The sequence below is a fragment of the Sphingomonas sp. DC5200-1 genome (assembly GCF_049897245.1).
In the GTDB taxonomy this organism is placed as follows: Bacteria; Pseudomonadota; Alphaproteobacteria; order Sphingomonadales; family Sphingomonadaceae; genus Sphingomonas; species Sphingomonas aquatilis.
The window spans coordinates 551,934-572,768 of record NZ_JAFCVW010000002.1 but is presented as its reverse complement, the minus strand read 5'-3'; the positions used below and the strand labels follow the sequence as shown (position 1 = coordinate 572,768).

General features: G+C 68.2%; 24 protein-coding genes. 10 read left to right on the top strand and 14 right to left on the bottom strand.

All coding sequences use genetic code 11. The annotated features are described in order from the left end of the window. Positions 1-570 precede the first annotated feature (570 nt). Positions 571-1,431 (bottom strand): 16S rRNA (cytidine(1402)-2'-O)-methyltransferase, encoded by an 861-nt coding sequence (gene rsmI, locus ACP7A3_RS05885; RefSeq protein WP_426255006.1) that lies wholly within the window; start codon positions 1,429-1,431, stop codon positions 571-573. Here rsmI and ACP7A3_RS05880 point away from each other — a divergent pair. After that, positions 1,430-2,635 carry a penicillin-binding protein activator gene (locus tag ACP7A3_RS05880; protein ID WP_295563235.1) on the top strand — a complete coding sequence of 402 codons (1,206 nt, stop codon included), beginning with the start codon at positions 1,430-1,432 and terminating at the stop codon, positions 2,633-2,635. The genes rsmI and ACP7A3_RS05880 overlap by 2 nt on opposite strands. Positions 2,636-2,926: 291 nt before the next feature. Here the strand turns inward: ACP7A3_RS05880 and hemW are convergent, their stop codons facing one another. Beyond that, positions 2,927-4,087: a radical SAM family heme chaperone HemW gene (gene hemW, locus ACP7A3_RS05875; protein WP_426255007.1), complete on the bottom strand. Its 1,161-nt coding sequence runs from the start codon at positions 4,085-4,087 to the stop codon at positions 2,927-2,929. Between the two features lie 12 nt (positions 4,088-4,099). Between hemW and ACP7A3_RS05870 the strand changes: the two genes are divergently transcribed. Beyond that, entirely contained in the window at positions 4,100-4,675 is a 576-nt protein-coding gene (locus ACP7A3_RS05870) for a CAP domain-containing protein (protein ID WP_426255008.1), read from the top strand. A gap of 154 nt (positions 4,676-4,829) precedes the next feature. Here ACP7A3_RS05870 and ACP7A3_RS05865 read toward each other — a convergent pair whose 3' ends face one another. From ACP7A3_RS05865 to rph, 3 genes are all read right to left on the bottom strand, one after another. Further along, positions 4,830-5,462 (bottom strand): GNAT family N-acetyltransferase, encoded by a 633-nt coding sequence (locus ACP7A3_RS05865; protein ID WP_426255009.1) that lies wholly within the window; start codon positions 5,460-5,462, stop codon positions 4,830-4,832. Positions 5,463-5,634: 172 nt separating this feature from the next. Further along, positions 5,635-6,261, bottom strand: coding sequence for an RdgB/HAM1 family non-canonical purine NTP pyrophosphatase (gene rdgB / locus ACP7A3_RS05860; protein WP_426255010.1), 627 nt, complete (start codon positions 6,259-6,261; stop codon positions 5,635-5,637). Next, positions 6,258-6,971, bottom strand: coding sequence for a ribonuclease PH (rph, locus tag ACP7A3_RS05855; RefSeq protein WP_294283851.1), 714 nt, complete (start codon positions 6,969-6,971; stop codon positions 6,258-6,260). Before rph ends, rdgB begins: the two co-directional genes overlap by 4 nt. A 222-nt stretch (positions 6,972-7,193) precedes the next feature. Between rph and hrcA the strand changes: the two genes are divergently transcribed. From hrcA to ACP7A3_RS05835, 4 genes are read left to right on the top strand one after another with little or no spacing between them, the layout of a single operon-like run. Continuing rightward, entirely contained in the window at positions 7,194-8,234 is a 1,041-nt protein-coding gene (hrcA, locus tag ACP7A3_RS05850; protein WP_017980021.1) for a heat-inducible transcriptional repressor HrcA, read from the top strand. Positions 8,235-8,249: 15 nt separating this feature from the next. Beyond that, positions 8,250-8,798 carry a nucleotide exchange factor GrpE gene (gene grpE / locus ACP7A3_RS05845; protein WP_017980020.1) on the top strand — a complete coding sequence of 183 codons (549 nt, stop codon included), beginning with the start codon at positions 8,250-8,252 and terminating at the stop codon, positions 8,796-8,798. A 4-nt stretch (positions 8,799-8,802) separates the two neighbouring features. Beyond that, positions 8,803-9,015: a hypothetical protein gene (locus ACP7A3_RS05840; protein WP_426255011.1), complete on the top strand. Its 213-nt coding sequence runs from the start codon at positions 8,803-8,805 to the stop codon at positions 9,013-9,015. 19 nt (positions 9,016-9,034) lie between these two features. After that, the gene (locus tag ACP7A3_RS05835) at positions 9,035-10,261 is read left to right on the top strand and encodes a threonine synthase (protein ID WP_426255012.1); all 1,227 of its coding nucleotides are present in this window, start codon (positions 9,035-9,037) and stop codon (positions 10,259-10,261) included. Between the two features lie 90 nt (positions 10,262-10,351). Here the strand turns inward: ACP7A3_RS05835 and ACP7A3_RS05830 are convergent, their stop codons facing one another. Both ACP7A3_RS05830 and ACP7A3_RS05825 read right to left on the bottom strand, forming a co-directional pair. Then, a complete protein-coding gene (locus tag ACP7A3_RS05830) occupies positions 10,352-10,810 on the bottom strand; it encodes a vgr related protein (protein WP_426255013.1) in 459 nt (152 codons plus the stop codon). 427 nt (positions 10,811-11,237) lie between these two features. Beyond that, on the bottom strand, positions 11,238-11,741 hold the full coding sequence (locus tag ACP7A3_RS05825; RefSeq protein WP_426255014.1) for an EF-hand domain-containing protein: 504 nt from the start codon (positions 11,739-11,741) through the stop codon (positions 11,238-11,240). Between the two features lie 206 nt (positions 11,742-11,947). Between ACP7A3_RS05825 and purB the strand changes: the two genes are divergently transcribed. Beyond that, positions 11,948-13,258, top strand: a complete 1,311-nt coding sequence (gene purB / locus ACP7A3_RS05820; RefSeq protein WP_116460536.1) for an adenylosuccinate lyase — start codon at positions 11,948-11,950, stop codon at positions 13,256-13,258. Positions 13,259-13,416: 158 nt separating this feature from the next. On the opposite strand, the gene ACP7A3_RS05815 is transcribed toward purB, so the two are convergent. Further along, entirely contained in the window at positions 13,417-13,929 is a 513-nt protein-coding gene (locus tag ACP7A3_RS05815) for a thioredoxin family protein (protein ID WP_426255015.1), read from the bottom strand. Here ACP7A3_RS05815 and ACP7A3_RS05810 point away from each other — a divergent pair. Beyond that, the gene (locus ACP7A3_RS05810; protein ID WP_426255016.1) at positions 13,913-14,248 is read left to right on the top strand and encodes a hypothetical protein; all 336 of its coding nucleotides are present in this window, start codon (positions 13,913-13,915) and stop codon (positions 14,246-14,248) included. The two genes, ACP7A3_RS05815 and ACP7A3_RS05810, sit on opposite strands and share 17 nt — an antisense overlap. Before the next feature lie 70 nt (positions 14,249-14,318). Beyond that, entirely contained in the window at positions 14,319-14,555 is a 237-nt protein-coding gene (locus tag ACP7A3_RS05805) for a hypothetical protein (protein ID WP_426255017.1), read from the top strand. Here the strand turns inward: ACP7A3_RS05805 and ACP7A3_RS05800 are convergent. From ACP7A3_RS05800 to dnaK, 5 genes are all read right to left on the bottom strand, one after another. Continuing rightward, on the bottom strand, positions 14,552-15,010 hold the full coding sequence (locus tag ACP7A3_RS05800) for a TM2 domain-containing protein (RefSeq protein WP_294211969.1): 459 nt from the start codon (positions 15,008-15,010) through the stop codon (positions 14,552-14,554). The genes ACP7A3_RS05805 and ACP7A3_RS05800 overlap by 4 nt on opposite strands. Before the next feature lie 59 nt (positions 15,011-15,069). Then, positions 15,070-15,372 (bottom strand): transcriptional regulator, encoded by a 303-nt coding sequence (locus tag ACP7A3_RS05795; protein ID WP_426255018.1) that lies wholly within the window; start codon positions 15,370-15,372, stop codon positions 15,070-15,072. After that, positions 15,369-15,821, bottom strand: coding sequence for a hypothetical protein (locus ACP7A3_RS05790; RefSeq protein ID WP_426255019.1), 453 nt, complete (start codon positions 15,819-15,821; stop codon positions 15,369-15,371). The genes ACP7A3_RS05795 and ACP7A3_RS05790 overlap by 4 nt, the downstream gene beginning before the upstream one ends. Positions 15,822-16,072: 251 nt before the next feature. After that, positions 16,073-17,197, bottom strand: coding sequence for a molecular chaperone DnaJ (gene dnaJ, locus ACP7A3_RS05785; protein ID WP_426255020.1), 1,125 nt, complete (start codon positions 17,195-17,197; stop codon positions 16,073-16,075). A 246-nt stretch (positions 17,198-17,443) separates the two neighbouring features. Next, the gene (gene dnaK / locus ACP7A3_RS05780; RefSeq protein ID WP_426255021.1) at positions 17,444-19,348 is read right to left on the bottom strand and encodes a molecular chaperone DnaK; all 1,905 of its coding nucleotides are present in this window, start codon (positions 19,346-19,348) and stop codon (positions 17,444-17,446) included. Positions 19,349-19,531: 183 nt separating this feature from the next. On the opposite strand from dnaK, the gene ACP7A3_RS05775 reads away from it, so the two are divergent. After that, a complete protein-coding gene (locus ACP7A3_RS05775; RefSeq protein ID WP_426255022.1) occupies positions 19,532-19,993 on the top strand; it encodes a copper chaperone PCu(A)C in 462 nt (153 codons plus the stop codon). A gap of 114 nt (positions 19,994-20,107) precedes the next feature. On the opposite strand, the gene radC is transcribed toward ACP7A3_RS05775, so the two are convergent. After that, positions 20,108-20,797, bottom strand: coding sequence for a RadC family protein (radC, locus tag ACP7A3_RS05770; RefSeq protein ID WP_426255023.1), 690 nt, complete (start codon positions 20,795-20,797; stop codon positions 20,108-20,110). Positions 20,798-20,835 lie beyond the last annotated feature (38 nt).

The window sequence follows — 20,835 nt, the reverse complement described above, 5'->3', positions numbered from 1 at the left end:
TCTATCTTTAGTCGAGGGTAATTGTGTCGCAAGCTTTCCTCCACGTTTGATGATGAGCGTGCCCGACGACCTCCACATGTTTTTTGTAGGCTGGAGGGACAAATCAATTCCCATCCGTATCTGGTTTGACGGACGCGTGCCGAAGCAGTGTGCGTCCCTTGCTGCCGAAGCGGCTAGACGCGCCGGGTTTGGCCGGGTGAGCGTCGATTGGAACCACAAACACTATCCTTTGCCGCCGTGGTGATAGGATCGGCAGCTTTCCTCCTATTTGCCGACATTCGCGCTTCGTGGGACAGTGCAATGCGTTGGCGTCGGCCGGCCACCGGGCGGGATAGTTAGGTCATGTCTTGGATCGCACGGGTGGCTGGACGTGGATGCGACGGGCGGCACCGTTGCCTGTGGTGATCGCTGCAGCACCCTTTTTCCGGCATTCGGATCGGATGCATTGGGTGGCGTGGGGCTTGGGTGTGGCTGGTGGTGCCTTGCTGTTGATCGCTGCAGAGATCGGTGAACGACGCGCGGGTCAGTGACGCACGCGATCTGCTGGCGCGCCTTCGGCCGTTCTGAAGTCTAACCTTCCCCCTTCATCGCCAGCGCGCGCGCGTACAGTTCTTTTCGGTCGAGGCCGAAAGCCTTGGCGACCTCGCCTGCCGCCTTTGCGACCGGTAGGCGGGTTAGGGCGTCGGCCAGAGCGGCGTCGGCGTCTTCGATCGCGGCGGGCGGGGCTTCGCCCGGCGGGGCGATGACGATGGCGATCTCGCCCTTGGGTGGCGCGTCGGCGTAGCGGGTGGCGAGGGTCGATAGCGTGCCCGTTACCGCTTCCTCGAAGCGTTTGGTGATCTCGCGCGTCACCGCGGCCTCGCGGTCGCCGAGGCCGTCTGCCAGGGCGGTGAGGCAGGCGGAGAGGCGCGGGCCGGATTCGTAGAGGACGAGCGTCGCGCGGATCGGGGCGATTTCGGCGATGGCGTCGGCACGGGCCTTGGCCTTGCTCGGCAGGAAGCCGGCGAACAGGAAGCGATCGGTGGGCAGGCCCGCCAGCGTCAGCGCGGCGATCGCGGCGCAGGGGCCGGGAATGGTGACGACGGTATGGCCGGCGGCGCGGGCGTCGCGGACGAGCTTGTAGCCGGGATCCGAGATCAACGGCGTGCCCGCGTCCGAGACGAGTGCGACCGCCTCCGTCCCCATGCGCGCGATCAGACCGGGGCGGACGCCTTCGGCATTATGGTCGTGATAGGGAACCATCGGGCGCTTTGCACCGATATGGCGGAGCAGGCCGGCGGTGACTCGGCTGTCCTCGACCGCTACGACGTCGGCGCGCGACAGGATGTCGGCGGCGCGGGGCGATAGGTCAGCAAGATTGCCGATCGGGGTCGCAACGATATAAAGACCGGGCTGTAGGGGATTTTCGACGATGGTCACGGGGAACGTCATGACAGAGGCGAGCGCGGTTGGACAGCCTGCGAAGGGCGGCGGCGTCAAGCGCTGGCTGGCGATCCTGGGGGCGGGGCTGCTCGCGGCCTGTTCCACCGTGGTGCCGCGCGGACCGGTGGAGGCGCCGACCCGGCCGGGCCGCCCGCAGGCGCAGCGACCCGATGCGCCGGTCGAGGCCGGGCTGCCGCGCGACACGCAGCGCAACCGCGTCGCGCTGCTGGTGCCGCTGTCGGGCGCCAATTCGGGCGTCGGCCGATCGATCGCCAATGCGACGATGCTGGCGGTGCTCGACACCGGCACCGACAAGGTGCGCATCACCAATTACGATACCGCGACCGGCGCGGGGGCCGCGGCACAGCGTGCGATCGCCGAGGGCGCGCAGCTGATCCTGGGGCCGCTGCTGGCCGACGACGTGCGCGCCGTCGCGCCGATCGCGAAGGCGGCGGGCGTGCCCGTGCTGAGCTTTTCCAACGACGTGTCGGTGGCGGGCAATGGCGTGTATCTGATGGGCTATGTGCCCGGCCAATCCATCGATCGCGTGGTGCAATATGCGCGTAGCCGCGGGGTTTCGACCTTTGCGGGCCTGATTCCCAACGGCCTGTACGGCGAGCGCGCGTCCACCGCGTTCCTGCGATCGGTGGAGGGCGCTGGCGGATCGGTGGTGTCGTTGCAGACCTATGGCCGGACCGCGGGCGGCGTGACCGGCGCGGTGACGCGGCTCAACGCCAAGGCGCCGTATGACGCGGTGCTGGTCGCCGATGCGGGCACGACCGCGGCGGTGGCGGCGCCGCTGATCAAGCGCGGCAGCGGCGCGTCGACGCGCATCCTGGGCACCGAATTGTGGAATTCGGAGAACGGGTTGGCGGCCAAGCCGGCACTCAGCGGGGCGTGGTTCGCGAGCGTGTCCAACACGCTGTACCGGCAATATGCGGCCAAGTACCGTGCGCGCTACAATGCCGGGCCGTATCGGCTGTCGAGCCTGGGCTATGACGCGGTGCTGCTGACGGTGCGGATCGCGCGCGACTGGCCGGTGGGTCGGGCGTTCCCGGAGGGCAAGCTGCGCGATGGCGATGGCTTTGCGGGCATCGACGGCGCGTTCCGCTTCGGTCGCGACGGCGTGGCGGAGCGGGCGCTGGAGGTGCAGGAGATCCAGGCGGGCGGGCTGGTGACGGTATCGCCGGCGCCTTCGGGGTTCGGGAAGTAAGGGGTTTTCGCGCGAAGACGCGAAGACGCTAAGGTGTTGCGTTTGCTGCCGCAGACTTTCTCCATTCACGCGGCACCGCTTGGTGCGACCGTGATGAAGAGCGGCGGCTGCGCCGCGGGCGTGCCCTCTTTGCGGCTTCGCGGCTTTGCGTGACTCCAGTCCTCCCCCGCCAGGGGGAGGTGGCGCGGCGTAGCCGTGACGGAGGGGGAGGATACGGAGCAGGCGTTTCGTGTCCTCCCCCTCCGTCAGCGCTGGCGCGCTGCCACCTCCCCCTGGCGGGGGAGGACTGGGTTAGGCGTCGGCTACGACCCGCGGCAGGATCGAATCGAGGAGGAGTGCGCCGGCTTCGGTGACGCGGAGGCGGTGGCCTTCGTGGACGATCATGCCTTGGCGCGACAGGCGCTCGACCGCGCGCCAGTCGATTGGGGCGGTGCCGCCGGCCAGGGCGGCGACATAGTCCAGGTCGACGCCTTCGCGCAGGCGCAGGCCCATGACGAGCGCTTCGCTGGCGCGGTCGTGTGGGGCGAGCGGCTCTTCCACCTCGAGGCCGTGGCCGTTGCGCGCGACGGCGGATAGCCAGTTTTCGGGCTTGCGGCGGCGCTGCGTGGCGAGGCCGTCGCGGCGGCCGTGCGCGCCGGGGCCGACGCCCGCGTAATCGCCGTAGCGCCAATAGGTGAGGTTGTGGCGGCTCTCCGCCCCCAGGCGGGCGTGGTTCGAGGTTTCGTAGGCGGGCAGGCCGGCGGCGGCGGTCGTCGCGCGGGTCATCTCGAACAAATCGGCGGCGGTGTCGCCGTCGGGGATCGTCAGGCGGCCCTGTGCGGCTTCGGTGGCGAAGCGGGTGCCGGGTTCGATCGTCAATTGGTAGAGCGACAGATGTTCGGTGCCGAAGCCGAGCGCGCGGGTGAGTTCGCGTTCCCACGCGGCGAGGCTCTGGTCGGGCAAAGCGTAGATCAGATCGACGCTGACGCGGCCGAAATGTGCCTGCGCGGTGTCGAGCGCGCGCAGGCTTTCGGTGACGCTGTGCGCGCGGCCGAGGAAAGCGAGCGCCGCGTCGTCGAGCGACTGCAGGCCGAGCGAGACGCGGTTGATGCCGGCGGCGGCGAGATCGGCGAAGCGTGCGGCCTCGACCGACGAGGGGTTTGCTTCCAGCGTGATTTCGATATCGGGGGCGGGCGTCCAATGCGTCTGCGCGGCGTCGAGGATTGCGGCGACGGTCGAAGGGGGCATCAGCGACGGCGTGCCGCCGCCGAAGAAAATCGATCCGAGCGTGCGGCCGGGCAGTGCCGCGGCTTCATGCGCGAGGTCGGCGAGCAGCGCGTCGCGCCACGCCTGCTGGTCGACGCTCTCGCGGACGTGGCTGTTGAAGTCGCAATAGGGGCATTTGGAAACGCAGAACGGCCAGTGGACGTAGAGCGCCAGGGGCCGGGCTGCCGGCGTCTTGTCGGGGGTCATGATGGTGCCGATATGGCGGCGATGATCGCGAAACGCTACCGCGCGCTTGCGCTGCCGCTCTTGTTACTGGCCTGTGCGCAGGCGCCCGAGGGGCCGGAGCGGGTGATCGAGCCGCGGGTGAGTGCCTCCGCCGCGCCGCGCGGGTCGGTGCTGCTGAAGTCGGTGATGCTTGCCGCGCACAATCGCGCGCGGGGGGAGGTGGGCGTGGCGCCGTTGGTGTGGAGCGATACGCTTGCCAGCTCGGCGCGCGGCTATGCCGAAGAGATGGCGCGGACCGGGCGGTTCGAACATGCCGCGCAGCCGATGGGGCCGGGGCGGCAGGGCGAAAATCTGTGGACGGGCACGCGCGGCGCCTATCGCTTTGACGAGATGGCGGGGCATTGGATCGCGGAGAAGCGGGACTTCGTGAACCTGCCGACGCCCAACTTCAGCCGGACCGGGCGGTGGCAGGACGTGGGGCATTATACGCAGATGGTGTGGCGCGGATCGACCGCGGTCGGCTGCGCGATCGCGAGCAGCCGGACGGATGATTTTCTGGTGTGCCGCTATGCGCCGCCGGGGAATGTATTCGGGCAGGTAGCGTTTTAGGCGTTTGCTGCGGAGGGGTGAACTCACGCGAAGACGCGAAGACGCAAAGATGGCTCGAGCGCGGCAGCGCTCCCGCCCTGCGTGTCGCTTTCGATGAGAAGCCGCTGTCGCGGCGAGCGATCACATCTTTGCGTCTTTGCGTCTTCGCGTGAACTCAAACGATCGCGGCGCTCGTGTACGGGCAATATTCGCGCCAGCCGAGGCTTGCGTAGAGCGCTGCGCCCATGTCGGTGGCGGTGAGGATCTGTTGCGCGCGGGGTGAGCGGCGGGTGGTGGCGAGCGTCGTCATCAGCGCGTGGCCGAGACCGCGCCGGCGGTGGGCTTCGGCGGTGACGATGCGGTCGTAGACGAAGACGTCGTCCAATTCGGCGGCATAGCCGCTCGCGGCGAGGTCGCCGGCGGGGCCGGTGATCGCGACATGGGCGACGCCCGCAGTGTGCGTGGTGGTGGCGATATAGCCGGCGGGGAGCGGGCGGCGGGGCGGCGGCGGGCCGTCGGTCACCATCATGCGGTTGGCGTCGGTGATCGTCCAGCGCGGCGGCAGGATCGCGCGCAACGTAGCGGCATCGGCGCAGAGTTTGAGGAAGGTGGCGGGTTCGGTGATCGTTGCGGCGAGATGGGCGAGGCCGGGGCCGGCTGCAGCGAAGACGTAGCGCTGGCGCTCGGGCTCGGTGCCGGTGTCGACGCGCCAGCCGCCGTGGTCTGCGACGGGGGCGGGGAGGCCGCGGGCGAGGGAGCGGGCGGCGAGCCAGCCGCGGACGAGGGCGGGGTCTGGGTGGGGCGTCATGGGGTGGGGTGGCCTCGCCTGCTCCCCTCCGTCACCCCGGACTTGGTCCGGGGTCCACTCTGCGGCGAGGGGGAGGCTGGAAGCTCCGGCCACTCCCCGTGGCCCGATGGACCCCGGAACGAGTCCGGGGTGACGAAGTGTGGGTGGAGAGAGTGCGCTCCCCACCCTTGCCTCAGAACACCGCGGCGACGAGCTGGCGGAAGGCGTCGGCGCGGTGGCTGATCGCGTGCTTGGCGGCGGCGTCCATTTCGCCGAACGTCTCGGTGCCATTGTCGGGCAGGAACATCGCGTCATAGCCGAAGCCATTGCCCCCACGCGGCGGCCAGACGAGCGTGCCGTCGACGCGGCCTTCGAACCATTCGACATGGCCGTCGGGCCAGGCGAGCGCCAGCGCGCAGACGAAATGCGCCGAGCGTGCCATGTCGGGTTCTTCGTTCAGCCGATCCTCGACCAGGCGCATCGCCATGTCGAAGTCCTTCGATTCACCGGCCCAGCGTGCCGAAAAGATGCCCGGATCGCCGCCCAGCGCATCGACGCACAGGCCGCTGTCGTCGGCAAGTGCGGGCAGGCCGCTGAGGTCGGCGGCGATGCGCGCCTTCAGCTCGGCATTGGCGACGAAGGTGGTGCCCGTCTCTTCGGGCTCCGGCAGGTCGAGTTCGCCCGCCGAGATCGGCTCGATGCCATAGGGGCCGAGCAGCTCGGCGATCTCACGCACCTTGCCGGGATTGTGGCTGGCGATGACGAGCTGGCCGGGACGCAGCTTGCGGATCGCCTGCGGGATGTCGCCCTCGCCGCTCATCGGACGGCGCGATCCTGCGCGGCGAAGATCTCGGCGCAGCCGATGCGGGCGAGGCGGAGCAGGCGCAGCAGTGCCTCTTCGTCATAGGTCGCGTGTTCCGCGGTCGCCTGCGCTTCGGCGATGTTGCCGTTTTCGAGCAGCACGAAATTGCCGTCCGCGTCGGCGGCCGAATCCTCGAGATAGTCGAGGTCGAGGACGGGCGTACCCTGGTGGATGCCGCAGCTTACCGCGGCGACCTTTTGCAGAATCGGGTCCGCGGTCAGCTTGCCGCTGGCGAGCAGCGTGTTGACCGCGAGGCGCAGCGCGACCCAGGCGCCCGAGATCGCCGCGGTGCGCGTGCCGCCATCGGCCTGGAGGACGTCGCAGTCGAGCGTGATCTGGCGTTCGCCGAGCAGCTTCATGTCGACGACCGAGCGCAAGCTGCGACCGATCAGGCGCTGGATTTCCTGGGTGCGGCCCGACTGCTTGCCCTTGGCGGCTTCGCGGTTGCCGCGGGTGTGGGTCGCGCGGGGCAGCATGCCATATTCGGCGGTCACCCAGCCTTCGCCTTTGCCGCGGAGGAACGGCGGCACGCGCTCTTCGACGCTGGCGGTGACGAGCACCTTGGTGTCGCCGAACGCGACCAGCACGGATCCTTCGGCGTGGCGGGTGAAGTTCGGGGTGATGGTGATGTCGCGCATCTGGTCTGGCGCGCGGCCGCTGGGGCGCATGGGGGTCTCCTTGGGATGTGGCGTGGCGATAGACCGGACGGCGGGGGGATGCCAGCGGTGTTGCTATTGGTGCCTTTTCCTTCGTCACCCGGACGTGATCCGGGGTCCCGCTTTATCGTGGACGAGGGGAAGAAGCGGGACCCCGGCTCTTCGGCCGGGGTGACGAAGAGGAGACGAAGAAGGGGCAGTTGCCCGCCCCGCAAACTGCCCTAGATTGCACCTATGGCTCCGCCCGTCACCGAATTGACCGACCGCGCGCGCGATATCTTTCGTGCCGTCGTCGATGGTTATGTCGAGAGCGGCATGCCGGTGGGGTCGAAGACGATCGCCGCGGCATCGGGGCTCAACCTGTCGCCCGCGTCGATCCGCGGGGTGATGCAGGAGCTGGAGGAGCTGGGGCTGCTCGCCAGCCCGCACACCAGCGCGGGGCGCATCCCGACCGAGCGCGGCCTGCGATTGTTCGTCGACGGTATGATGCAGGCGCTGGAACCCTCCGCCGAGGAACGCGCGGCGATCGAGGCGCGTGCGGGGCACCATGGCCCGGTCGAGGAGGCGCTGGCGGCGACGACCGCAGCCTTGTCCGGCCTGTCGGCCTGTGCCGGCCTGGTGATGGTGCCCAAGCGCGAGGTGCCGTTGCGCTCGATCGGCTTCATCGGCCTGTCGCCGACGCAGGCGATGGCGGTGCTGGTCAGCGAGGACGGCAGCGTCGAGAATCGCGTCATCGCACTGCCTGCCGGCATGACGCCGTCCGCGCTGATCGAGGCGGGCAATTACATGACCGCAACGCTCGCCGGGCTGACGCTGGGCGAGGCGCGCGCGCGGATCGAGCGGCAGCTGGCCGCCGATCGCCATGCGCTGGACGGTGCGGCGCGCGCGCTGGTCGAGGCGGGGCTGGTGGTGTGGAGCGAGGACGATGCGCGCCGCCCGGTGCTGATCGTGCGCGGGCAGGGGCGGCTGATCGACGCGGCCGCCGCCGCCGACCTGGAACGCCTGCGCGACCTGCTCGATGATCTCGAGGGCAAGCAGGAGATCGCGCAGCTGCTCGACAGCGCACGCGCGGGCGATGCGACGCGCATCTTCATCGGCGCGGAGAACAAATTGTTCGCGCTGTCGGGCAGCTCCGTCATCGCGCGGCCGTTCCGCGGTCCCGGCGGGCGTGTGGTCGGCGTGGTCGGCGTGATCGGCCCCACGCGGTTGAACTATGCGCGCGTCGTGCCCATGGTGGATTTCACGGCGGCAACGCTTGCCCGTCTGATGGGCTGACGACGACAAACAGGGATGTACATGACCGAAGAGACGAAGACCGACGCCGAGGCGCTGCGCCAGGATACGGCGGCGGCGGCGCCCGAAGTGGCGGAGCATGACCGCGTGGCCGAGCTGGAGAACCAGCTGGCCGACGCGAAGCAGCAGGTGCTGTACGCGCAGGCCGAAATCCAGAACGTGCGCCGTCGCGCCGAGAAGGAAATCGCCGATGCGCGCGCCTATTCGACCACGTCGTTCGCGCGCGACATCCTGTCGGTGGCGGACAATCTGGCGCGCGGGCTGTCGGCGATTCCGGCCGAGCTGCGGGCGGACGAGAAGCTGAAGGGCCTCGTCACCGGGCTGGAAGCGACCGGCCGCGAACTCGACAGCGTGTTTGCGCGCAACGGCATCGTGAAGGTCGAGGCGATGGGCGCGACGCTCGATCCCAACAAGCACCAGGCGATGATGGAAGTGCCGAGCGATGCCGCGCCGGGCACGATCGTGCAGGAAATGCAGGCGGGCTATATGATCAAGGACCGCCTGCTCCGCCCGGCGTTGGTCGGCGTGGCGAAGAAGCCGGATTGATCCGATGAGGCCGCGCCATGATCCGCCCAGTGGCCGGCCCGTAGAACTGTCGCTGGCCGAGGCGCTGGATACGTTCGCACGATCATGGGCATCGCGCCGCCGGCGACACACGCCGCGGCGCCGCGACGAGCCGGGTGGCGAGCCTTGCCCGGTCGAACCGAACCGCCCGCTCGACCTGTCGGGCGGCGCCGCGGCGGCACTGGAGTTTGGCGACTAGGTCGGGTTAAGAGATTGGCATGCACTCCAATCTCACCGCCGATCGCCAGACGTTCGTCACCCATCTGGAATGCTCGCTGACCGGCGAGCGCTATGAGGCGGACCAGTTGCATGGCCTGTCGCGCGCCGGACGGCCCTTGCTGGTGCGCTACGACCTCGACGGCGTGGCGCATGCGTTGGCGAAGGACGCACTTACGGCGCGGCCGACCGATCTGTGGCGGTGGCGCGAGCTGTTGCCCGTCCGGCGCACGGAGAATGTCGTCAGCCTGGGCGAGATCGAGACGCCACTGATCCCGCTGGTGAAGAGCGGTGGCGGTGGCAACGTCCTCGTCAAGGACGAAGGCCGCTTGCCGACGGGCAGCTTCAAGGCGCGCGGGCTGGTGATGGCGGTCGCGATGGCGAAGGAGCTGGGCGTCACGCGCATCGCGATGCCGACCAACGGCAATGCCGGCGCGGCGCTGGCGGCCTATGCCAGCCGGGTGGGGATCGAGACGATCGTCTTCTGTCCCGAGGATACGCCCGAGGTGAACGTCCGCGAGATCGCGATGCAGGGCGCGCGCGTCTATCGCGTCAACGGGCTGATCGACGATTGCGGCGCGATCGTCGGCAAGGGCGCCGCCGAGGGGCGCTGGTTCGATTTCTCGACGCTGAAGGAGCCCTATCGCATCGAGGGCAAGAAGACGATGGGGCTGGAACTGGCCGCGCAGATGGGCTGGGAATTGCCCGACGCGATCTTCTATCCCACCGGCGGCGGCACCGGGCTGATCGGCATGTGGAAGGCGTTCGACGAGCTGGAGCGGCTCGGCTGGATCGGGCCGAAGCGGCCGCGCATGTATGCGGTGCAGGCGTCGGGCTGCGCGCCGATCGTGCGCGCGTTCGAGGCGGGCGAGGAGCATGCGGAGCGGTGGGAGGACGCGCATACCGTCGCTGCGGGCATCCGCGTGCCGCGCGCGGTCGGCGACTTCCTGATCCTGCGCGCGGTGCGCGAGAGCGGCGGCAAGGCGGTGGGCGTCGGCGACCCCGCGATCCTGGCCGCGGTGGACGATTGCGCGAAGAAGGACGGGTTGCTGCTGTGTCTCGAGGGCGGCGCGACGCTGGCGGCCTATCGTCAGGCGCTGCGGGATGGCGAGGTCGATGAGGAGGAGCGCGTCGTGCTGTTTAACTGCGCGACGGGGCTGAAATATCCGATGCCGGAGGCGCCGGCGTGGCTCGATCGGCATGGGGCGATCGACCTCGGCGCGTTGTGATCGTCATCCCGGCCGACGAGCTGGGGGGCCGCTTTTTCGGGACGTTGAGGAGACGCGGGACCCCGGCTCTTCGGCCGGGGTGACGGGGGCTTAGCCGAACGGTAGCAGCGTTTCGTATTGGGCGAGGGGCGGCGCGCCGGGGATGCGGGCGCCTTGGCGGAGCAGGAACGCGTGGCGGACGATCTCGCCCTGCTGTTCGATGCCGTAGCGGTGGAGCGGCTGGCCGGGCTTCAACGCATAATCGTAGCGGCAGAAGGGGTGGCGGGCGAGCGGCAGGCAGATGCCCCGCTGATGCTGCCATATGTGCACCATCTCGTGGATGAAGAGCCCCTGGTCGGTCAGCGCGGCGGCGGCGAAGTCGTCGCGCCAGCCCTGGCCCTTGGGGTGGAAATGGATGCAGCCGCGTGGCGCCATCACCGTGTCGCGGGGCTGGAAGAAGGCCCATTTGCTCCGCGAGAGCGTCACCCGGTCATAGTCGATCGTGTCGTGGAAGACCGACGCTGCGAGGGCGCGTTCGCCGTCGGTGAGCGGGCGGGTGGGGTGCGGCATTGCCGGCGGAGATAGGGGGCGGGGTGGGGGTGTGCCAGTGGTGGGGCGCGTTGACACCTATTCTCCGTCACCCCGGACTTGGTCCGGGGTCCACTCTGCGGCGAGGGGGTGGTTCCATCCTCTTGCCACCCCCTGCGGCCCGGTGGACCCCGGAACGAGTCCGGGGTGACGGGGGTGGTGGGCGGTCCTTCTGGCAGTTTCGGCCCGCGCCCGGTCGCGCACTAGACTTGCCCATTCGTCATTCCCGCGAAGGCGGGAATCCATAACCTCTGACCTTGCGGCTGGAGGGGCGACGGTAGCGTGTCTGGATTCACGCCTTCGCGGGAATGACGGAGTGGGAGGGCGGAGGCTCTCGCCCTCCACGGAGGGCGCATACGAAAAGGGCCGCCGGATCGCTCCGGCGGCCCCTCTCATCGATCGGTCAGGATCAGGACTGACCCTGGCTCAGGAAGCCGATCAGTTCGGGCTTGGACACCGACTTGCTCTTGTCCTTGTCCGCCTGGGCGAAGGCGGAATTGACCCAGGACTTGGTCTTGGCGTCGGTGGCGGTCGCCTTGGGGTCGCTCGCCTGCTTCAGCTTGACCATCCAGCTGGCGAATTCGGCCTTTTCCAGCTTGCCGTCCTTGTTCGCGTCATAGGTCGGGAACTCGGTTTCGACGACGCTCGCCACCTGATCCGCGCCGGTCGCCGGCTGCGTGGTGGCCGGCTGCGCAGCCGCGGTCTGCGTCGCGTCGGCGGGCGCTGCTGCTGCCGTTGCCGAATCCATCGGCGTGGCCGCGGGCTGGGCGTCGGTTACCGGCGATCCGGCGGGTGCCTGAGTTTGCGGCGCGGTCTGCGTCGTGGCTTGGGTCGGCGCAGTATTGGTCGTTTGCTGCGCCAGTGCCGGCGAAGCAATCGTCATCACTCCGGCGAGAAGAGCATATTTCAGCATTGCTGGTCTCCCATCGTCATTCAAACTGAGCGGCGCGCATCATTTCACCGTGCGCCGCGTCGTCTTAAAATGGGGAATTATAATTTGAACGCAAGTCTGACGGGTTTACGGCTTGCGACCCCCGCTGCTAGGAACCCGCGGAAATCCGCGAGTCGCGGCCGATGCGGCCACGACGAACCGTGCAGCCGTCAGGACGAAGGAACACCATGGTCCCCCGCTATTCCCGCCCCGAAATGACCGCGATCTGGACGCCCGAGAACCGGTTCCGCATCTGGTTCGAGATCGAGGCGCACGCCACCGACGCGCTCGCCGAGCTGGGCGTGGTGCCCAAGGATGCCGCCGCGGCGCTGTGGGCGTGGTGGAACACCAACCCCGCGATCGATGTCGCTGCGATCGACGCGATCGAGGCGGTGACCAAGCACGACGTCATCGCCTTCCTGACTTGGGTCGCGGACAATGTCGGCGATCAGGCGCGCTTCATGCACCAGGGCATGACCTCGTCCGACGTGCTCGACACCGCGCTGGCGGTGCAGCTGGCGCAGGCGGCGGACATCCTGATCGCCGATCTCGATAAGCTGCTGGGCGTGCTCAAGACGCGTGCGATCGAGCATAAGATGACGCCGACGATCGGCCGCAGCCACGGCATCCATGCCGAGCCGGTGACGTTCGGGCTGAAGCTGGCGCAGGCCTATGCCGAGTTCGATCGCTGCCGTACGCGGCTGATCGCGGCGCGCGCTGATATCGCGACCTGCGCGATCAGTGGCGCGGTCGGCACGTTCGCCAACATCGATCCGTCGGTGGAAGAGCATGTCGCCGCCAAGCTGGGCCTGTCGGTCGAGCCCGTCTCGACGCAGGTCATCCCGCGCGACCGGCATGCGATGTTCTTCGCGACGTTGGGCGTGATCGCGAGCTCGATCGAGCGGCTGGCGACCGAGGTGCGCCATCTGCAGCGCACCGAGGTGCTGGAGGCGGAGGAATATTTCTCGCCCGGCCAGAAGGGCTCGTCGGCGATGCCGCACAAGCGCAACCCGGTGCTGACCGAGAACCTCACCGGCCTCGCCCGCATGGTGCGTGGCTATGTGACGCCGGCGCTGGAGAATGTCGCGCTGTGGCATGAGCGCGACATCAGCCATTCGTCGGTCGAGCGGTACATTGGGCCGGACGCGACGATCACGCTCGACTTCGCGCTGGCGCGGCTGACGGGCGTGATCGAGAAATTGCTCGTCTATCCGGAGCGGATGGACAAGAATCTCAACAAGATGGGCGGGCTGGTCCATTCGCAGCGCGTGCTGCTCGCGCTGACGCAGGCGGGGGTGAGCCGCGAGGACGCCTACCGCCTGGTGCAGCGCAACGCGATGAAGGTGTGGGAGTCGGACGGGCAGCTGTCGCTGCTCGAGCTGCTGAAGGGCGATGCCGAGGTGACGGCGGCGCTGTCGCCGGCGGAGATCGAGGACAAGTTCGACCTGGGCTATCACCTGAAGCACGTCGACACGATCTTCGCGCGGGTGTTTGGCTGATCCTAAGTCCTCCCCCGCCAGGGGGAGGGGGACCGTTCGGCGTCAGCCGAATGGTGGAGGGGGCGGTCCGCGATGCGCTTCGAGGCGGAGGGCACCCTGTCCTCCCCTCCGTCAGCGCTGGCGCGCTGCCACCTCCCCCTGGCGGGGGAGGATTTGGATTACGCCCATTGCGCGAGCCAGTCGGCGAGGCCCTGTGGGGAGAGCGAGCGGGCGTCGGCGAGTGCGGTTTCGCGGCCGGCGTTGACGACGCGGTTGGTTTTCGGGTCGACGATCAGCAACGCCGGCACGCCGGCGAGGCGCCCCTTTATGCCGTAGCTCGCGGGAATCTCGAGGTTCTTGTCGAAGCGGCCGATGTCCACCGTCACGACCTCATAATGCTTCGCCATGAAGCCGCGCATCGCGGGCAGCTCCATGACGCCGGCGAGCAGGCGGCAGTCGAGGCACCAATTGCCGCCCATGTCGATCAGCAGCTTCTTGTGGCCCTTCAGCGCGCGCGCCTTGGCGGCGGCGACCTGCGCCTTGGCGTCGGCGGTGCCGTCATAGGGCAGGGGCAGCGGCTGCGGCAGCTGGTTGAGCGTCGCGATGGCGACGCGCGGCGCGGCGACGCGGGCATCGGCAACCGCCGGCAGGGTAGCGGCGAGCGCAAGGGCGAGCATGAGCGGGCGGGACATCGACACCTCCGACAAGGGAAAGGCCGATCTCAGCCGCTGGCGTCCGCGTTGGCAAGGTGGCGCGTGCTGCACCGGCGGAAAGCGCGGCTTTCTCGGCCGCCACCGCCGCGGCGTCGTAGGTTTGTTACAGTTGCGTGAAGCGCATCCGTCATTGCAAGCAACAATATTGCGTGATTGTGTAACGATCTACATATCGCGGGGGCCGGCCATTCCGCCGGCACGGAGACCTTCCATGCGCATGTTCGAAACCGCGGCCAGCTCGGTGCTGGCGATCGCGGCCCAGGCGCTGGTGGTCGGGGTGATCATTTCCGCCCTGTAACCCATCAGCCCGTCCGCCCGCTTTTCGCCTGATGGCGTCGAGGGGGCGGCTAGGGCCGGCGGGGTTTTCGTTGGCCGCCGGAACCAGCGCTGCGCCTGCGCGTCGTCGCGCCATGTTCGTCGACTTTCGCGATGTGCCGCCGCCACCGCCGTGGCAGCCGCCCAAGCGGCCCGATCCGCGGCCGCAACTGACGCCGCGCCAGCAGAATGCGCTGGCGGCGATCATCGGCGTCAACGTGCTGCTGCTGTTGGTCGCGCCGATCGGCGGCGCGACGGTGATCCAGGCGATCGGCTCGCTGTTCCGCTAGCGCCTGCGTTCGTAACGGGCGGCGAATTCGTCGTCGGACATGATCAGATAGCGGATCATGTCGACGAACGCCCAAGGCGCGGTGACGAGCAGGCCGACGACGGTGATGCTGAGGACCAGCATCACGATCCCCGATCCGGTCCGCCCCGTGTAGAAGCGATGGATGCCGAGCGTGCCGAGCAGGAAGGCGAGAATCGCGGCGACATATTTGTTGCGATCGTTCACCGGCGCGCGGGGCGGCGGGGGTGCCAGGACGTGGCGGGTGCCCTCGTCGGCGGGCATCGGGAAGACGCTGAGCGCGCGGTCGCCCTCCGCTTCGAAATCGACCTTCACGCCGATCTTGGGCTCGCCGCGCTGCGCCCAGTCTTCGGGGGTGAAGCGATAGCGCTTGCCGTCATCGCCCGCGACCAGCCCCTCGCCGCTCCGCGTATCCACACCCAACACCTGTCCGCGCATGCCCACTCCCCGGCTCGTTCGCGGTGTATTGTGGCGATCAGGCGCCGGCGCGCAAGAGGCTACTCGGCGGCGAGGCGTTCGGTCAGGCGGGCGAGCGTGGTGAGCGCGGAGACATGCGCGGCAAAGGCCTTGCGTCCGGCACGCGTGGCCGCGGCCCAGGTGCGCGAGCGGCCGTCGCTGCTCGCCTTGCGCAGGCTGACGTAGCCCGCGTCGACCAGCGCCGACAGATGTTTCGACAGCACCGAATCGCTGACCTGCGTCGTGGTGCGCAGCAGGGCGAATTCGGCATCCTGCACCTCCGTCAGCACCGCCATGATCTGCAGGCGGGCGGGCGGGTGGATGACCGGATCGAAGCCACTCATGCGAGGCTGCCGAGCAGTTCGCGGCGGAAGACGCGGCACCACCACAGGCTGCCGGCATAGGCGATGGCGGCGGCGACGAGCGCGAGGGGAAGCGGGGCCCAGGTCACGCCCCGATCGGCCGCGAGCCAGACGCCGAGCAGGTGGATCGGCAGGATGACGAGCAGCATCACCGCGGTGACCCGCCGCGTCTTGCCCGCGCGATAGCCGTTGATGAACATACCCATCCGCCGCCGGTCCCAGCGGACGATCCAGGCGATGGCGGCGAACAGGCCGGCGATCATCGCGAAGCGGAGCGGGAAGGGCACGGCTGTGCTCGCGACCATCCCGCCCATCAGCGCGGCGAAGGCGGCATGGCGGATCGGCGGCACGTCCGACGCCGCGGCGAGGCGCAGGCGCGACTGTTCGATGAAGGCCAGCGCCTCTGCGGCGTTCGCGCTGTTATGGTCCATGACGTTCCCTTTCCAAGTTGGAAAGAGAGTGGCGGCGACTTTCCGATTCGGCAAGTGATAATTTTTCGGATTGGAAAGTGATGTCGCGGTGGCTGGCGGGGTGGCTGAGTGCGCCCATTGCCTCTTTCCGTTATCCCGGCCTTGAGCCGGGATCCCGCTTCTTCTTCTGCTGCGGTGGAGAAGCGGGACCCCGGATCAAGTCCGGGGTGACGGGATGGGGGACCATGCGCCCCGCCGCCCCCCATCCCGGCTTATTCGCCCGCGAAGACGCTCTTCAGTTTGGCGAAGAAACCCTGGCTTTCGGGGCATTCGTCGCCGGTTTCGGTTTCGCGGAACAGTTCGAGCAGTTCGCGTTGGCGGGTCGAGAGCTTGGTCGGGGTTTCGACCTCGATCTGGATGACGAGGTCGCCCTGGCCGCGGCCTTGCAGCACGGGCATGCCGGCGCCGCGTTGGCGCAGCTGCTTGCCCGACTGGATGCCGGCGGGGATCTTGATGTCGTGCCGGGCGCCATCGAGGCCGGGGATCGACAAGGTGCCGCCCAGCGCCGCGGTGGTGAAGCTGATCGGCGCGCGTGCGAACAGCGTCGTGCCTTCGCGTTCGAAGATCGGATGCCGCGCGACGTGGAGGAAAATGTAGAGGTCGCCCGGAGGGGCGCCACGCGGACCGGCCTCGCCTTCGCCGCTCAGGCGGATGCGCGTGCCTTCGTCGACGCCGGGGGGGACGTTGACGCTGAGCGTCTTGGTCTTTTCGATCCGGCCTTCGCCGCGGCAATCGGGGCAGGGATCGGCGATGATCTCGCCCGAGCCCTGGCAGACGGGACAGGCGCGTTCGACGACGAAGAAGCCCTGCTGCGCGCGCACCTTGCCATGGCCGTTACAATGGCGGCAGGTGGAGGCGTGCGTGCCGGGCTTGGCGCCCGTGCCGTGGCAGGTATCGCACTGCGCCGAGACGTCGACGGTGATCTCGGTCGCCTTACCATGGTAGGCCTCTTCGAGGGTCACTTCCATGTCGTAGCGCAGGTCGGCACCGCGACGCTGCGGCTGACGCCCGCCGCCGCGGCCGCCGTTCATGAATTCGCCGAAGACGGATTCGAAGATGTCGGAGAAGCCGCCGAAGTCCTGCGCCCCGCCGCCACCGCCGCCGCCGTTCTGGAAGGCGGCATGGCCGAAGCGATCATAAGCGGCGCGCTTCTGCGGGTCCTTCAGGACGTCATAGGCCTCGCTGATCGCCTTGAAGCGCGCTTCGCTATCCTTGCACCCGGCGTTCTTGTCCGGATGGTATTTCATCGCGAGCTTGCGGTACGACGATTTGATCGTCGCGCCGTCGGCATTCCGCTCGCATTCGAGCAGCTCGTAATAGTCGATTGTGGTGCTCATGCCCGTCCTCTAGCGCGAGACGATCGGACGGCCATACCAGTATTCCGTTCACGCTGAGCCTGTCGAAGCGCGGCTCTCCGCGAGCGCCTCGCTTGGGGCACACGCCCTTCGACAGGCTCAGGGCGAACGGGTTGGGGGTAGGCTGCCGTCATATCACCCCACGTTCCACCCCGTTGTCCCCCTGCCGGAAAGTCACAAAAGTCACGCCGAAGCATGTGTTTTGCGGGCAGGGGGACAGGGTGGCTTTTACGCCTTGTGGTCGTCGACTTCCGAGAATTCGGCGTCGACCACGTCGTCCTTGGGCGCTTCGGCACCGGCGTCGCCCTGCGGAGACGCCTCTGCCGCCTGCGACTTTTCGTAGATCGCCTGGCCGAGCTTCATGGCAACCTGCGCGAGCGCCTGCGCCTTTTCGTTCATCTGGTCGGCATCGCCGCCCTCGACCGCCGCCTTGGCCGCGTCGATCGCCGACTGGATTTCCGACTTCAGCGAATCATCGACCTTGTCGCCATTGTCCGCGAGCTGACGCTCGGTGGTGTGGATCAGCGATTCGGCGTTGTTCTTCGCCTCGGCGCCGGCACGACGCTTCTTGTCCTCTTCGGCGAAGCGCTCGGCATCCTTGACCATCTGGTCGATGTCGGCATCCGACAGACCGCCCGAGGCCTGGATGCGGATCTGCTGTTCCTTGCCCGTGCCCTTGTCCTTGGCACTGACGTTGACGATGCCGTTGGCGTCGATGTCGAACGTGACCTCGATCTGCGGCACGCCGCGCGGCGCCGGCGGGATGCCGACCAGGTCGAACTGGCCGAGCAGCTTGTTGTCCGCCGCCATCTCGCGCTCGCCCTGGAACACGCGGATCGTCACCGCGCCCTGGTTGTCGTCGGCGGTCGAATAGGTCTGCGACTTCTTCGTCGGGATCGTCGTGTTGCGGTCGATCATGCGGGTGAACACGCCACCCAGCGTCTCGATGCCCAGCGATAGCGGCGTCACGTCGAGCAGCAGCACGTCCTTGACGTCGCCCTGCAGCACGCCCGCCTGGATGGCGGCGCCCATCGCGACGACCTCATCCGGGTTGACGCCCGTGTGCGGCTCCTTGCCAAAGAACTGCTTCACCGCCTCGCGCACCTTCGGCATGCGGGTCATGCCGCCGACGAGGACGACTTCGCTGATGTCGCTGGTGCTGACGCCGGCATCGGCGAGCGCCTTCTTCATCGGCTCGATCGTGCGCTTGATCAGGTCGTCGACCAGACGCTCCAGGTCGGCGCGGCTGATCGTCTTGACGAGGTGCTTCGGGCCGTTCTGGTCGGCGGTGATGAAGGGCAGGTTTACCTCGGTCGACGCTGCCGAGCTGAGCTCGATCTTCGCCTTTTCCGCGGCTTCCTTCAGGCGCTGCAGCGCGAGCTTGTCCTTGGTGAGGTCGATGCCCTCATCCTTCTTGAAGCCCTCTGCCAGGTAATCGACCAGCTTGTTGTCGAAGTCTTCGCCGCCCAGGAAGGTGTCGCCGTTAGTCGCCTTCACCTCGAACACGCCGTCGCCGATCTCGAGGATCGAGACGTCGAACGTACCGCCGCCGAGATCGTAGACGGCGATCGTCTTGCCGTCCTGCTTCTCGAGGCCATAGGCGAGCGCCGCCGCGGTCGGCTCGTTGATGATGCGCAGCACTTCGAGGCCCGCGATCTGGCCGGCGTCCTTGGTCGCCTGGCGCTGCGCGTCGTTGAAGTAGGCCGGCACGGTGATTACCGCCTGCGTGACCGTCTCGCCGAGATACGATTCGGCGGTTTCCTTCATCTTCTGCAGCGTGAAGGCGCTGATCTGCGACGGGCTGTAATCCTTGCCGCCCGCCGAAACCCACGCGTCGCCGTTCGGGCCGCGTGCGATCTTGTACGGAACCAGCTCGGTGTCCTTCTTGGTGATCGGATCGTCGAAGCGACGGCCGATGAGGCGCTTCACCGCGAAGATGGTGTTGTCGCCATTGGTGACGGCCTGGCGCTTCGCCGGCTGGCCGACCAGACGCTCGCCGTCCTTGGCGAAGGCGACGATCGACGGCGTGGTACGCGCGCCTTCCGCATTCTCGATCACCTTGGGCTTGCCGCCTTCCATCACTGCGACGCAGCTGTTGGTGGTGCCGAGATCGATGCCGATTACTTTAGCCATGTGTGCTTGCTGAGCCCCTCACGAACAAAAAAATACAAACGAGAAGGGAACCTTTTGCCCCGTTACGGCGACGAAAGGTGCCCGTTGATGGGCGCGATATAGGTGGGGTTGCGCTTGCCGCAAGACGGGGCGGGCCATAGGAACTGCGGGTGAAACGATCCCGTTTCGGGAAGGGATATGGACATGCGACGGCGCGAGGCTATGGGGGCGATGGTTCTGGCTGGCGTGATGGCCGCGGGTCTGTCGGGCTGTGGCGGACCGGATCGCGTGACCGCGGACGATGCGTGGATCCGCCTGCCTGCCGCGCCGGGGCGGCCGGGGGCGGCCTATTTCACGCTGCATGGCGGCCGCAGCGATGCGACGCTGATCGACGTCAGCGCCGATGTCGCGGTCCGTGCCGAGATTCACGAAAGCATGAGCGGCGCGGGCGGCATGGCGGGGATGAAGCCGCTGGCGAGCGTGGCGGTGCCGGCGGGAGCGAAGGTGGTGTTCGCGCCGGGCGGCAAGCATGTGATGCTGTTCGACATCAACCCGCGGGCGAAGCCGGGCAAGATCTTCAACCTGACGCTGAACTTCGCCAATGGCGGGCGGATGTACGTGCCTGCGACGATCGTGGGGCCGGCCGATCCGGCGCCGGATTTTTGAGGCAGGCGGGCGCCCTCCGCCTTCCCGTCACCCCGGACTTGATCCGGGGTCCCGCTTCTTCCGCCGCCGAAGGTTTAGCGGGACCCCGGATCAAGTCCGGGGTGACGAGGGGGGTCAGATCAGCCCCTGCGCCTTCAGGCTGACGTGGCCGCTGAGCCCCATGATGATGTGATCGTGGACGACGATCCCCATCGGTGCGCCGGCGTCGGCGATGGCGCGGGTGATAGCTACATCGGCGCGGCTGGGGGAGGGATCGCCCGAGGGGTGATTGTGGACGAGGATGATCGCCGCCGACCCCAGGTCCATCGCACGGCGGATCACTTCGCGAACGTGGACGGCGGCCTGGTCGATCGAACCTTCGCTCATCACCTCGTCGCGGATCAGCATGTTGCGGGTGTTGAGGTGGAGCACGCGGAAGCGCTCGATGACGTGATGCGCCATGTCGGCGCGCAGATAATCGAGCAAGGCCTGCCAATTGCCGAGCACGGGGCGCTCGGCGACCTCTGCCTTCAGGAGCCGGATGGCGATGGCGTGCGCGATCTTGATCGCCGCCGCGGCGCTGTCGCCGACACCGGGCACGCGGGCGAGCGCTTCCGGATCGGCGGTCAGCAGCCCGCCGATGCCGCCGAATTCGCGCAACAACGCCTTGGCGATCGGCTTGGTGTCGATGCGCGGCAGCGCGAGCGTGAGCAGATATTCGATCAGCTCGTGGTCGAGCAGCGCGTCGCCACCCCCGGCGAGCAGTCGCCCGCGCAGGCGCTTGCGGTGACCGGCGGCATCGTCGGGGGGCGGGGCGGGGGCCATGGCCTGCGATCCTATGACGCGGCCGGAGCGGGTGCAAC